Genomic DNA, 12,153 nt, shown 5'->3' on the forward strand with positions numbered 1-12,153 from the left:
AAGTCTAAAAGCTAAGAGTCGAGTATAGAAAGGGTCAATCTATGCGTAACTCTTAGCTTTTGCTATGAAGTCGTAGGGAACCATTTGTTTTTTGCGTCGTTCTTATTTCGATAATTTTTCAACAATTGCTGCGTCTATTTGCTGAGATAATACGCTGCTAATCTCTTTTTCATTCTCCACTTTTTCTAAAATGAGCTGCTTATTACTCTTCTTTATTTTTAACATCGTACCTGAGTGAATAGAGAAATCATCTCGCAGCTTTTTAGGAATAGTAAGTCGAAAACGGTCATCAATTTTTCGAGATTGAGCCGTAAATGTTAAAGTCGTTTTCTTACCAAAACTCATTTCATATTTTTGAATCACAATGTTATTTTCCTGGTTAATAAAAAATTGAACCTCCATGTTTGCACCCAATTCCACTGACGTTAAAAGTTCAGAAGTGAGCTGAATCTGCCGTCCGGTTAATGTTGCATAATAAGGGGGAGGCGCCGCAGGTTTTTGTGAAAGCGCTATCGATTTTTCGTCTCTTTTTTTCATCACAATTTGCTGTTCTACCACGTATAGTTCTACATAATCAAAGGGCTTAAGTTCATAGTCATCTCGCAGGGATTTCGGAATGACTATTCTACTCATATGGTCAATTGTTCGAATGAAGATATGAGAAGGAACCGGGACATTTTCATCATGATGATCAATAATAATCCAATCATCACAGCTCCGTAAAAAAACTTTATCGTTCGTCTCGAGTTTTGTTAGTTGCATAAACAAAGAAGGAAGGGATACTCTTCCCATTTCGTCAATTATACACTCTTCTTTTTTTGTACGCATCTTGCTACTTAATCCTTTCTAAAAACAGTTTAGATGGGGTATGTTACTTAAATTACACAGCATTTATTTCTTTGTCAAATGAAGCAAATGAGTATTTATTCATCCTACAGATTGAGAAATACAGGAAGTTTGACCTCATTCAGTAGATGCATAGCTGTCTCATGTAAAAGGTAATTATCTGAAGAAAACAGTTAATCTGTTAATTAGAAAAGCATAGAATAAAAGCGTTTTTCTTTCTTTTGATTTTATTGTCAGAAACAAAGGTTTAAAAAGGAGCTTCCTTCCTTTTCTAAAGAGTAGGTTTTTTATTAACAAAATGCAGCCGGATTTACGCTCAATGATGAATAGATTTATGCATATTAAGTCTAGAAAAAAATTTCAAGCGGTGCTTTTTTCACTTGTTTTGGAGAGCAGTCATAGTTGGAAAATAAAGAAAAAAGCTCAAAGCAATGAGCTTTGAACCAATTTTTATCGTTTTTCAACCAGCAGTAAGATGAAGGTAGCAAGCGGTCCTAAAGCAAGAGATAATAAGAACCAGTTCAGACCCGTTCGATTTTTACCTTGCGCTAATCCGGCATTAATTAAAGCCAACGTTCCCCATCCTACAACGTATTGATTATCCATATGACACCCCGCTAATAATTGTTTCTTTATATGAGTAACAAAATCTATATTAGCATAAATATCCAAATTTTTGATTGGAATTCCTGAATTAGGGTGGAGAAACGGTGAATTTTTTCATGAAGCAAAATTCTCTATTTTCCTTAACTTAGTGAAGGTAGTAGTGAATAAGAGAAGGATGCACGGAGTAGACGTGAACGTATTGAGGCCGATGATAGTGAAACTGATGCATATATTGATTCATAAGCCTTTGAATGGCGTCATACACATTGGGCGGATATCCATAATAGCCGTGATGAATCCCAACTCGAAACAAGGAAAGGGGCGCCGTGTTATTGGTTCTGCACATTGTTCTATACTCTTCTGCGCTTTTAACCTTGCGCAGCTGCTCCACCCGCTGGTGCAGCTTTTCGCTGTCCTAGTTCTTGGTCGAGTATAAAGATAGCTGCAGGGTTATTTTGGGCGATTTTTAAACGGTCTACAATCGTTTGAGCTTGAGCTTCTTCGTCGACTTGTTCTCGTAAAAAGTCCTGCACGATGACTAACGTTTGAGGGTCATTCGCTTGGTTGATAAATTGAAACGCTTGACGATAAGAATTCGTGACGAACTTCTCATGCTCCAATACTTTTTGAAACGTTTCTAACGGTGTCCCAAACTCACTTGGCTGAGCAGGCAAAGAGCTTAATTCTACCATTCCGCCGCGGTCAACTAAGTAGTCAATGAGTTTTAGCATATGAGTGCGTTCTTCTTCAGACTGCAGACGCAGCCAGCTGCCCATTCCTTTATAGTTTAATCGATTCATATAGTTAGACATAGCTAGGTATAAAGTCGAAGAGACGTGTTCAAGTTGAATTAAGTTATTGAGCAGCTTTTGAATTTGTTCGTTCATAGTTGTTATTCCTCCTTAGGGAAAAGTTTTTTTTCGTATACTACCTGCAATCATCACGCTTTTAATCTACAAAGATACTATATGTCACGTCTTTAAGTAGGTAACTTGCCCATCCTTTATTGGTGCTTCTTACTTACATATAAGAGTTGTATAATATAGGAATAAAAATAGTTTAAAAGTATCTTTTTTCAGATGGTTAAAATTACTATGTTCTATTTAACCAATTTAGTGATAAAATTGTCACTCTGTGCAATTTTAATTGGTGTGAAGGAGTCAGAAAAATGAATATGCAACACGTATTAATACCTGGATTTGAAAAGCTTGCGAGCTTTGTTTTCTGGTACCCATTTATTATGTCTTTATTTTGGATTGCAGGCACGCTTATTTACATACGCTATCGCGACCGAGATCCTAAAGTTGATTTTTCAACAATTGACTGGCCGTTAGTGAGCTTTTTAGTGCCTTGCTATAACGAGGAAGAGACGATTGAAGAAACGCTTAAGCACCTTTTGGCGTTAGATTATCCGTCTAAAGAAATCATCCTTATTAACGATGGCAGTACGGATGGAACAGCTGATATTTTTAAAAAAATCAGCAGAAATCACCCTGAAGTTCGTGTGATTCAGCTTTATGAAAATAAAGGAAAAGCCAACGCGTTACATTTAGGTGCGCACGCATCTAAAGCTGAGTTTTTAATCTGCTTAGATTCCGACGCTATTTTAGATCAAGACGCTCCATATTATCTAATCCACCATTTTCTTCATAAAGGGGAACGGCTGGGAGCCGTTACCGGAAATCCGCGCATTCGAAACCGTAATACGCTGCTGAGTCGCATTCAGCTAGTTGAGTATTCTTCTATTATCGGTTCTATTAAACGAACACAGCGAATTTTAGGAAAAGTAATGACGGTCTCAGGCGTAGTAGTAGCTTTTCGAAAGAAAGCACTTGTAGACATCGGGCTGTGGGATCGTGACATGATTACGGAAGATATCGCCGTGAGCTGGAAGCTGCAGCAGCGCTTTTGGGATATCCGCTATGAACCGCGGGCATTGTGCTGGATGCTTGTGCCCGAAACCTTAAAAGGAATTTGGAACCAGCGAGTACGCTGGGCTCAAGGCGGACAAGAGGTAATGCTTCGCCACTGGAAAGTGTTATTAAAATGGAAGCAGCGCAGAATTTGGATTGTATACCTAGAGCAGTGGATCAGTACCCTTTGGTCATTCGCATGGCTGTTTGTGACTATCATGCTGCTTGTTACGGCGAGCAGCCCCCAAGACATGCTGTTTTGGTTTACGTTTACGTCATTTTCCCTGGTGTTTATGAGCTTAATTCAACTGTTTATTGCGCTGAAAATTGATTCAAAATACGATAACGTGAAGCGGTATTACGTATGGGCTGCATGGTACCCAGCGCTTTATTGGATTGTGAATACGATTGTGGTAGTGGGCGCATTTCCTCGTGCTATCAGATCTAGAGTGAAAGGAGGCTATGCTACATGGAGCAGTCCAGACCGCGGCTTAACGAAGAGCAAATCATGATTCAAGCCAAACAGCCTCTTGCTCGATTAGTGGTAAGCATCATTGTTTCATCTGTTTTTTGGCTCTATTGTGCCATTGTTCTTTGGTTTTTTCTTTCAGCTGTTATCGGCGTAAATGACCGTTACAGCGGGGTATTAAAAATTGCGTTCAAAACGACGAACGGCGAAATTCGAACGTTTTTAGTAATTGGACTTGCTATTTTTTGCTTCTTTTTCCTGGCTCTGTTTTTATGGAGATCCTACAACAAAAAGAGATTTGGAAGCTTAAACCGAAGAAAAGAGCCGGCGTATACGAGTATTAAAGATTTAGAGCGTCTTGAGCTTTTATCCAAGGATCAAATTCAAGAGCTTCAGCGTGCACAGTACATCGAGTTTGATGTTAATCCGTTAAAACATACTGAAGAGAGGAAGCACGCATGAAGAAATATGTATTCTTTCTTTTGATTGCGGCAGCGGTAGTTGGCTTTATTTTCTTTAAAGTAGTGAACTGGGAAGACAAGGCGAAAGCAACAACGACCGTGGAGCCAGCGCTTGAGACGAACGGATGCTTAGGCTTAAATTATCATCGCGTGCGCAAGCATAATTGGTTTAATCGAGTTGTCAGCTCAGTTACAAAGTCTGACGAACTGACAGAGTACAGCGTCTACAGCAATGATTTTGAACATCAGTTAAAAAAGCTGAAGGAACTTGACGCTACGTTTGTTACGCCAAAAGATATTGAAGCGTATCAGCAAAAAGGCACGTTTCCAAAACGCTGCGTATGGATTTCATTTGATGATATCGACCGTACTGTTTATCAAAACGCGTTTCCCATGTTAAAAAAGGAAAACATTCCGTTTACGCTATATGTAATCGCAGGACAAGTGGGGGCAACGGATTTTCAAAACTTAAACATGGCTTCGTGGAGTCAGCTAAAAGAAATGAAAGACAGCGGCCTTGCGACAATCGGTTCGCATACATATGATATGCACCGTTTAGAAGAAGACAAGCCTTTATTTCTGACGCCTGCTAAATACAGCGTGTTTGCTGAAGATTTACGAAAAAGCAAAGAAACGATTAAGAACCATTTAGGAATAGACCCGGTTTACTTTGCATATCCATACGGCAATACAAATGATGACGTAGCTAAGATTGTAAAAGATGCTGGTTTTCACCAAGCAGCTATCCTAGCGCCCCACCTTATTACAAAAGATAACGATCCTTATTATCTGAATCGAATTGTTGTATACAACAAAACCTTTCAAAACCTTATTCTTCCTTGGGTGACACGTACGAGCACGTAAGAAGAAAATGTAAAAAGCCTCTGTCTAAAGCAGAGGCTTTTTTTTGTTCACCATCAAAAGGTATGTCGATTAAGTGAAGAAAGTACACTTTCATTTCTATAAAGATCATTTTAATGGTACCATAGAAAAGTTGTAATAAAAGACATGGATAAACGAAACAATCTATCAATTTTTTTACGAACTTCTTGTAAGAAGTTTGTGAAGGTGAAAAGAGGAAAACAGCGATCCTACGTTTGCTATTTTAATAATGTAAGGTAATCAGACAAACCAATCCGTTGTCCGTTACTGGTTAATTTGTATTCATTATTCTCGATTCCTCTCTATCATTTCGTCATGGGTTTTGTTTTATCGTTAAAATTTTGATAAAGGTGTATAGGCTATGGAAAACAGGCATTTTGAATATAAATTTAAAGAAGCGCTGAAAAAACTAAATGATATTGAACTTGCGTTAAATGAATCATCGATTGTAGCAATTACGGATAGTCGCGGATTCATCAATCACGTGAACGATAAATTCTGTGAAATTTCTAAGTGCGAAAGACATGAGCTTCTCGGTCAGGATCATCGTATTATTAATTCGAAACATCATTCAAGCTTGTTTTTTAAAGAGTTATGGAGCACGATCAGATCCGGTAAGGTATGGCACGGAGAAATAAAAAATAAGGCAAAAGACGGTTCGTCCTACTGGGTGGATACAACCATTGTTCCTTTTTTAGATGAGCCGGGTAAGCCGTATCAGTACGTATCGATTCGCAATGATATTACAAAACGAAAAACATATGAAGAGAAAATTAAGCAAATGGCTTATTATGATCCGTTAACCAATTTGCCTAATCGCTACTGGTTAAACAAGCAGCTGAAAAAACTGCTTCTAAATCGAGAATCTCCTGAACTGCTGGCCATTTTATTTTTGGATTTAGACCGCTTTAAATCAATAAATGATACGCTTGGCCATCATCACGGCGATGTGCTGCTGGGGCGCGTAGCAGAAAGGTTAAGAAAATGTATTCCTTCCTCTAATTTTATCTCGAGGCACGGGGGCGATGAGTTCATTTTAGTCCTGCATTCACTAAAAACTGTTGAGGAAATTGAAGAAATGACCGAACAGATTGTAAAAGAAATGTCGCTTCCTTTTTATATAGACGGTGATAAAGTGTTAACCTCTACAAGCGTTGGCATCAGCCTATTTTCAAAGGAATGTCAGCAGCATATTATTCCAAAAGACGCAGATGAACTAATCGACCGGCTGATCAAGCAAGCAGATATTGCGATGTATGTAGCAAAACGGAATGGACGAAACACATACGAAATGAGTTCGTCTTCATCTAATGAACGAATAATTAAAACAATCAGCATGGAGAATGAGTTAAAGTATGCGCTAGAAAGAGATGAGTTTCAGCTCGTTTATCAGCCGTTAATCGATTTGAAAACGTCTGATGTCATAGGGGCAGAAGCGCTTATTCGCTGGAATAGCGCAAAATTTGGTACCGTCTATCCAAATGAATTTTTGCCTGTTTTAGAAGAAGTGGGTCTAATTGTGCCGGTTGGCAAGTGGGTGTTAGAAGAAGCGTGTAAGCAGATGAAAGCATGGACAGAGCTGAATTCACTAGCGAGTAAAATAGGAGTGAACGTATCACCTATTCAGCTGAAGTCCTCACGATTCGTAGCGGAGATGGAACAAATTTTGAAAAGAACGGGCCTTGAGCCGCGCTTTCTGGAACTTGAAATCACTGAAAGCGTTATTCAAAACAGTCAAGAATCAAAAAAAGTGTTAAACCGTCTGCGGAGTCTAGGCGTAAAAGTGGCGATGGATGATTTCGGAACGTGCTATTCATCCCTTAGCTATCTCAAACACTTGCCGATTAATACGTTAAAAATTGATAAATCATTTATTGACGACTTAGACGAAGTTGGAAAAGTGCTCGTGGAAACGATTATTCAAATGGGAAAGAAACTTAACTTTGATCTAACTGCAGAAGGAATCGAAAACGAAGAACAGCTGCAGTTTGTGACGGAGCAAGGCTGTCATATTGGTCAAGGCTATCTATTCGATAAGCCGCTTTCTCCCGAGGAAATGAGCCGTTTGTTGAAATGAAGGAAAATCCTATGTACGGAAAGAAGCTCTTTAATAGAGCTTTTTTATGGTTTTTTAATCGTATGGAAGGAGTGAGAAATTCGTGAAAGAGTACGTTGGAATCTGCACAGTATGTCAAAAGAACGTGTACTGTTTAGAGGGATTTTTAAACGGTGTGGTTGTTGAAGGGAAGCTGGTGTGCTTTGCGTGTGAAAAAGAGGAGAAGCGTGACTCTCATAAAAACAAAAACTAGCTACCTGGGGTAGCTAGTTTTTGTTTACTGCGCATTCACTTTTTCAGCGTGCCAGTAATACTCGCTGAACACATCAGAAAAAGCTTTGACGGTATTTGTGAGTTCTTCCATATTGTTATCGACGCCCCCTACTTCAATTAAAATGGAGCGGTCGGATAAGTCTTGATTATATAGCCCGTTATTGCCGCTTGTTTTCTTTTTGCTTAATACTCCGCGGCTAAGGCCTGGATATTTTTCCTCTAGCTTTTCATGAATCGCTTTGGCCATTTTCACGTTTTCATCAAATTTCGGGTTCGCTTCACCTAATACAATCATCATTTTAGCGTACGCTTTGCCGTTGATAGCGGCCGTTGTTTTTTCTTGGCGCAGTGAATCACGATGAATATCAATTAAATAATCGACGTCTTTGTTTTGCTGAAGAGCCGTTTCCACCACGTTGCGAGACATCATGTAGGCTCGTCCCGTACCCCAGCCTTTTTCATTCAGCTTTTGCGTCATATTAGTTGTATCTACTTCCGAACCGATTCCGTCTGCTTTTAATTCCATTCCTAGCATTTGACCAACGAGCGTGATGTTGGTTTTGTTATCAACGGCTTTATTTTCATTCGCTTCACCTTGCATACCAAGTAAAGGGAAATAAGATTCCCAGCTGTGCGTGTGGTAGATGTACACAACTTTTCTGTCTCCCGTACTTTGCTTGGCCTGTGTTTGAGACTGTTTTTTGCTTTCTTCGTACGTTTTGCTTTCAGCAGGATCCAAATCACGCTCCCCGGAAATGCTTTCGAGAGGAGGAGCCGATTCATGGGGAATCGTGGTATAATCCGTTCCTTCACCGGCTAATAGAATATGAGAATCAAAAATAGAAAAGCCGGGCAGTTCTGATCCAAATAGACTTCTTGTATCTGCCACGCGAATATTCGTCGCCAGCTGCAGGGCGACAGAAGAGAGAGGAGGCGGGGAGAAGTCCTCTTCAAAGGCATGAGAGAAATGATGGTTTTCCGTATGCATGAAGTAGAACAAGCTTTGGGCTTTATAATTTGATAGTGCTTGATAGACAACGTTTGAGCGCAGCGTATGCTGAAGAGTTGAATACGTGACGGTAAAAATAGCGGCTGATGTTAAAAGAACAAATAGTATAGCGATAATTAATGATTTATAAGAAAGGATCCAAAAAAGCTTTTTAGGCTTTTCAGTAAACTTATTTTTCATAGAGTAAACCTCCTCTAATAAAATTTTGAAATCAGCGGATGAGAACTCTAAGAGGAGAATGTTATGTATCTACTATTTACTCTATTAAAAAGAAATAGAAATATGATAGAAACCATGATATTTAACACAACATAAAAAAGCTTATATTAGGGCATACTGTAAAAAAACGGTGCGTATTGGAGCTGGTTAGATGAACGACTCATGGGTTTATCATTATTTTATTAATACATTTTTATTTCCTTTAACAATGTTTGGCGTGGCATTTTGTGTGCTGGGGATGTTGCTATACATGCTGTGGAAAGAAAAGCAAAAAGAAGGACCAAAAGAAAACAAGAGCTCTTAAATAAGAGCTCTTGTTTTGTCGAACATTCAGTTAGAAAAAGGGAGATTCACTTTCTCTAAGAACTCCATTCGGTTGCCAAAAGGATCATCCACGTAAATTCTTTCGACACCGGGAATGTTTTTGTCTTCTATAAAAGAAATACCGAAGCTAGTCAGATGATCTTTGAACGCAGGGAGATTTTTAACGTGAAAGCCTGGATGTGCTTTTTTTGCGGGTGAAAAGGCAGGTTCAACACCAATATGCAGCTGATAAGAACCAAATTCAAACCACACGCCGCCGCGCTTTTTTAGACTTTCCGGTTTTTCAACTTCTGTTAAGCCAAGAATGGTTCCGAAAAAGTGTCGTGCTTCGCTTTCTGAATTCGGGGGTGCAGCTAGCTGAATATGATCAATATGCGTCAGTGTAAAAGTCATAAACATTCCTCCCTAAATAGTAGAGTACTAGTTAAGTTTACGTGATGTATATGTGTAAATAAATGATAAAAAGTTGATGTGTTTCATAAGAAAAACTTATTATTCTATATACATATAACACCAAATGAGGTATATTTTATTTTGTTGTTATTTAAGAGAATTGGAGATTAATATGGAATATCACTATACGTTAACCAAAGATGATTACGTAGCTTTTAACATGCATCACGCTCAACATTCGGAAAGAGTACAAAAAGTGCTGAGAGTTCAGCGATGGATGTCGCTTATTTTTCTTCTTATTCCTTTGCTTGTTTCGTGGGTTGAAGGAGAATTTTTACTTGGCATGTTCGCAGCGTTTGCGCTGCTTGCGGTGCTTTGGTTTTTATTTTATCCGAAGTATTTTTACGGCAGTATTAAAAAGAACATTATCAAGGTGATGAATGAAGAAGGTAACAGCAGTCTGACGGGTGAGCATACTATAATGGTTACGGAAGATGGCTTGGTAGAGAAAAGCTCAAAAGGAGAAGTGAAGACTCCTTGGTCAAGCATCACTCAAATTAGAGAAACCGATGAACATATCTTTATTCTTGTTAGCGCAATGAGCGGATATGTTATTCCTATAAACACATTTGCAGATGTAAAAGCGCTACAGCAGTTTAAAGAAACGCTGAATGCTGCAAGAGACGAAAAAACAGGCTGAGTAGTAAATAATAATAATGTGGAAAAACGCCCTCCTAGATACTTTTCTAAGAGGGCGTTTTGTTAACAGCAGTCCCAGTTGTATAAAACATCTCTAAAGTTACGGTTGCGAAGGTCTTTTTCTTTAATAAAGAAATTGGCCACACCCGCATCACCAAACATAATATCCGCTTCGTCGTCCATGGCGAATTGAAGAAGCAGAACATCGTATGCTCGCAGCGCTTCATCGTAGTCTCGAGGATCGCTTTGAGTGAAAAAAGCGTATCCGCCCATTTTATGATACTCGCCCGTAAGCTCATCCCAGTAGATTTCTTCAGTTTCTTCATCTTCAAATAAATCTGATTCTATATCATTATATCGATAGTCAGTGGGGGAAACGGGTTCGATTTTTATTTCAAACTGTAAGCCTACTTCTTGAGGAATAGGGAACATATCCCGGTCAATGTCTTCAAGATACGTAAAATCGGTTGTTAGCTTTTTTTCATCTGTGGTTACGTCTTCATAAAAAACGACGCGAAAGTCTTTTTGAGCCGTAGGATGGTCAAAATCAAGACCATACATATCGCCCGTGCTTTCGTTATTAGCTCCGCAAATGAAAAATTGAAGCATGCCTTGAATGGGCATATTTTCATAGGAAGGTACTTCAGAAAAATTGATTTGTGCCATCAGGAGCATCGGCTTACCTTGAGAATCAAGAGGATGATTTGCTTCTAGAGGAAGGTAAGGGTTGCCGCCAAACTTGCTTTCATATAATTTTGGACTGTTCATAACCGTATTGATGTGGATGTAAGGCTTACATGTTTTTTCGATTTCTTTTCGGTAAGGTTCTAGCTTAGGAGGCAGTTCTAATTTTGATAGAGGATTCATATGTACTCTCCTTTTTGTTTGAAATAAAAAGAACGTTTGTTCGTATTTTTATTTTACCTTAATACATACTGAAAGGGAAGAGAAATCGTATAAAAAATCCCTTTGCAGAAGCATCTACAAAGGGTACAAAGAAATGATAGCGTTTTCATTAAGAAACTTACTAAATAACTGCTTATTTAGAAAAGAATCCTTTTAAAGCAAATGCGACGTTTTGCGGTCTTTCCGCTAAGCGGCGCATAAAGTAGCCAAACCAGTCGTTGCCAAATGGAACGTATACACGCATTGTATAGCCTTCTTTTGCAAGGCTAAGCTGCATGTCTGTGCGGAATCCGTACAGCATTTGAAATTCAAACTGCGTGCGCGGGATGTTGTTTTTGTGAGCGAACTCTTTTACTTTTGCAATAATATTGTGGTCGTGAGATGCAATAGCCGTGTATGTTCCGCTGAGCAAATGTTCTTCAATAATTCGCATATAGTTCTCGTCAATTTGGGCTTTATCTTGAAACGCCACGGTTGGTGATTCTTGATACGCCCCTTTTACCAATCGAAGAGGAACGCCTTTTAGCTCTTTTACGTCTTGTTCAGCGCGGAACAGGTAAGCTTGAATAACCGTTCCAACATTATCAAACGTCTCGCGAAGCTCTCGTAAAATATCTAGCGTCATTTGACAGTGGGCGTAGTCTTCCATGTCGATTCGGACGAAGTTATCGTATTTTTTCGCTGTTTCAAGAATGCGGCGCATGTTCTCAACGCAAAAACTGCGGTCAATATCCAAACCAAGCTGCGTCATTTTGACAGATAAGTTGCACGTTACACCGGCTTGCCCCATAGCTTCCAGCGTTCTGACATTATATTGAGTCGCTTCGATAGCTTCTTCTTTGCTTGAAACAAATTCCCCTAAATGATCAAGCGTACAAACAAGTCCTTTTTCATTCAGTTCCCGTACTTTTTTGATCGCATGTTCAATCGTGTCGCCAGCTACCACTTGAGCTGCACCAAAGCGAAGACCCCATTTTTTCGCCGCTTTGTTTAGCGCTTTATTTTGGGAAGCGTGAAGAAACACATTTTTAGATACCTCTGCTAACATAAATATCTCCCCCTATAGAAAAAATCCCTTGTTGTTTTAAGATAGAGCA

At 39.1% G+C, this 12,153-nt stretch carries 15 protein-coding genes; 7 read left to right on the forward strand and 8 right to left on the reverse strand.

All coding sequences use genetic code 11. The features are described 5' to 3' along the window. Positions 1 to 102: 102 nt before the first annotated feature. The 4 genes from POF52_RS05310 to POF52_RS05325 form a co-directional block, all read right to left on the reverse strand. On the reverse strand, positions 103 to 828 hold the full coding sequence (locus POF52_RS05310; RefSeq protein ID WP_271990439.1) for an AbrB/MazE/SpoVT family DNA-binding domain-containing protein: 726 nt from the start codon (positions 826 to 828) through the stop codon (positions 103 to 105). A gap of 468 nt (positions 829 to 1,296) precedes the next feature. Beyond that, the gene (locus tag POF52_RS05315) at positions 1,297 to 1,452 is read right to left on the reverse strand and encodes a hypothetical protein (RefSeq protein WP_014458731.1); all 156 of its coding nucleotides are present in this window, start codon (positions 1,450 to 1,452) and stop codon (positions 1,297 to 1,299) included. A 145-nt stretch (positions 1,453 to 1,597) separates the two neighbouring features. After that, complete coding sequence (locus tag POF52_RS05320; RefSeq protein WP_271990443.1) at positions 1,598 to 1,798, reverse strand: hypothetical protein; 201 nt, start codon at positions 1,796 to 1,798, stop codon at positions 1,598 to 1,600. A gap of 22 nt (positions 1,799 to 1,820) precedes the next feature. Beyond that, positions 1,821 to 2,339, reverse strand: coding sequence for a ferritin (locus POF52_RS05325; protein WP_271990446.1), 519 nt, complete (start codon positions 2,337 to 2,339; stop codon positions 1,821 to 1,823). Between the two features lie 281 nt (positions 2,340 to 2,620). Between POF52_RS05325 and pgaC the strand changes: the two genes are divergently transcribed. From pgaC to POF52_RS05350, 5 genes are all read left to right on the forward strand, one after another. After that, complete coding sequence (pgaC, locus tag POF52_RS05330) at positions 2,621 to 3,877, forward strand: poly-beta-1,6-N-acetyl-D-glucosamine synthase (protein ID WP_271990449.1); 1,257 nt, start codon at positions 2,621 to 2,623, stop codon at positions 3,875 to 3,877. Continuing rightward, positions 3,835 to 4,296, forward strand: coding sequence for a poly-beta-1,6-N-acetyl-D-glucosamine biosynthesis protein PgaD (gene pgaD, locus POF52_RS05335; RefSeq protein WP_034649662.1), 462 nt, complete (start codon positions 3,835 to 3,837; stop codon positions 4,294 to 4,296). Before pgaC ends, pgaD begins: the two co-directional genes overlap by 43 nt. Further along, positions 4,293 to 5,159, forward strand: coding sequence for a polysaccharide deacetylase family protein (locus POF52_RS05340; RefSeq protein ID WP_271990454.1), 867 nt, complete (start codon positions 4,293 to 4,295; stop codon positions 5,157 to 5,159). Before pgaD ends, POF52_RS05340 begins: the two co-directional genes overlap by 4 nt. A gap of 379 nt (positions 5,160 to 5,538) precedes the next feature. Then, a complete protein-coding gene (locus tag POF52_RS05345; RefSeq protein WP_271990457.1) occupies positions 5,539 to 7,254 on the forward strand; it encodes a sensor domain-containing protein in 1,716 nt (571 codons plus the stop codon). Positions 7,255 to 7,336: 82 nt separating this feature from the next. Continuing rightward, on the forward strand, positions 7,337 to 7,486 hold the full coding sequence (locus POF52_RS05350; protein WP_016765142.1) for a hypothetical protein: 150 nt from the start codon (positions 7,337 to 7,339) through the stop codon (positions 7,484 to 7,486). 24 nt (positions 7,487 to 7,510) lie between these two features. Here the strand turns inward: POF52_RS05350 and spoIIP are convergent, their stop codons facing one another. After that, positions 7,511 to 8,695, reverse strand: a complete 1,185-nt coding sequence (gene spoIIP, locus POF52_RS05355; protein ID WP_176583211.1) for a stage II sporulation protein P — start codon at positions 8,693 to 8,695, stop codon at positions 7,511 to 7,513. Between the two features lie 190 nt (positions 8,696 to 8,885). On the opposite strand from spoIIP, the gene POF52_RS05360 reads away from it, so the two are divergent. Further along, complete coding sequence (locus POF52_RS05360; RefSeq protein WP_271990461.1) at positions 8,886 to 9,038, forward strand: hypothetical protein; 153 nt, start codon at positions 8,886 to 8,888, stop codon at positions 9,036 to 9,038. Between the two features lie 26 nt (positions 9,039 to 9,064). Here the strand turns inward: POF52_RS05360 and POF52_RS05365 are convergent, their stop codons facing one another. Beyond that, on the reverse strand, positions 9,065 to 9,451 hold the full coding sequence (locus tag POF52_RS05365) for a glyoxalase (RefSeq protein ID WP_271990463.1): 387 nt from the start codon (positions 9,449 to 9,451) through the stop codon (positions 9,065 to 9,067). Between the two features lie 172 nt (positions 9,452 to 9,623). Between POF52_RS05365 and POF52_RS05370 the strand changes: the two genes are divergently transcribed. Next, entirely contained in the window at positions 9,624 to 10,151 is a 528-nt protein-coding gene (locus POF52_RS05370; RefSeq protein ID WP_176583208.1) for a YcxB family protein, read from the forward strand. Between the two features lie 62 nt (positions 10,152 to 10,213). Here POF52_RS05370 and POF52_RS05375 read toward each other — a convergent pair whose 3' ends face one another. Then, positions 10,214 to 11,017, reverse strand: a complete 804-nt coding sequence (locus POF52_RS05375) for a YwqG family protein (RefSeq protein WP_271990467.1) — start codon at positions 11,015 to 11,017, stop codon at positions 10,214 to 10,216. A gap of 172 nt (positions 11,018 to 11,189) precedes the next feature. Next, positions 11,190 to 12,104: a proline dehydrogenase family protein gene (locus POF52_RS05380; RefSeq protein WP_016765136.1), complete on the reverse strand. Its 915-nt coding sequence runs from the start codon at positions 12,102 to 12,104 to the stop codon at positions 11,190 to 11,192. Positions 12,105 to 12,153: the final 49 nt, after the last annotated feature.

The organism is Priestia sp. AB (assembly GCF_028369225.1).
GTDB lineage: Bacteria > Bacillota > Bacilli > Bacillales > Bacillaceae_H > Priestia > Priestia megaterium.

Bases quoted from the DNA above. Each gene is read 5' to 3' on its own strand.
- POF52_RS05310 (WP_271990439.1), bottom strand. From the start codon at position 828: ATGCGTACAAAAAAAGAAGAGTGTATAATTGACGAAATGGGAAGAGTA.
- POF52_RS05315 (WP_014458731.1), bottom strand. From the start codon at position 1,452: ATGGATAATCAATACGTTGTAGGATGGGGAACGTTGGCTTTAATTAAT.
- POF52_RS05320 (WP_271990443.1), bottom strand. From the start codon at position 1,798: ATGTGCAGAACCAATAACACGGCGCCCCTTTCCTTGTTTCGAGTTGGG.
- POF52_RS05325 (WP_271990446.1), bottom strand. From the start codon at position 2,339: ATGAACGAACAAATTCAAAAGCTGCTCAATAACTTAATTCAACTTGAA.
- pgaC (WP_271990449.1), top strand. From the start codon at position 2,621: ATGAATATGCAACACGTATTAATACCTGGATTTGAAAAGCTTGCGAGC.
- pgaD (WP_034649662.1), top strand. From the start codon at position 3,835: ATGGAGCAGTCCAGACCGCGGCTTAACGAAGAGCAAATCATGATTCAA.
- POF52_RS05340 (WP_271990454.1), top strand. From the start codon at position 4,293: ATGAAGAAATATGTATTCTTTCTTTTGATTGCGGCAGCGGTAGTTGGC.
- POF52_RS05345 (WP_271990457.1), top strand. From the start codon at position 5,539: ATGGAAAACAGGCATTTTGAATATAAATTTAAAGAAGCGCTGAAAAAA.
- spoIIP (WP_176583211.1), bottom strand. From the start codon at position 8,695: ATGAAAAATAAGTTTACTGAAAAGCCTAAAAAGCTTTTTTGGATCCTT.
- POF52_RS05360 (WP_271990461.1), top strand. From the start codon at position 8,886: ATGAACGACTCATGGGTTTATCATTATTTTATTAATACATTTTTATTT.
- POF52_RS05365 (WP_271990463.1), bottom strand. From the start codon at position 9,451: ATGACTTTTACACTGACGCATATTGATCATATTCAGCTAGCTGCACCC.
- POF52_RS05370 (WP_176583208.1), top strand. From the start codon at position 9,624: ATGGAATATCACTATACGTTAACCAAAGATGATTACGTAGCTTTTAAC.
- POF52_RS05375 (WP_271990467.1), bottom strand. From the start codon at position 11,017: ATGAATCCTCTATCAAAATTAGAACTGCCTCCTAAGCTAGAACCTTAC.
- POF52_RS05380 (WP_016765136.1), bottom strand. From the start codon at position 12,104: ATGTTAGCAGAGGTATCTAAAAATGTGTTTCTTCACGCTTCCCAAAAT.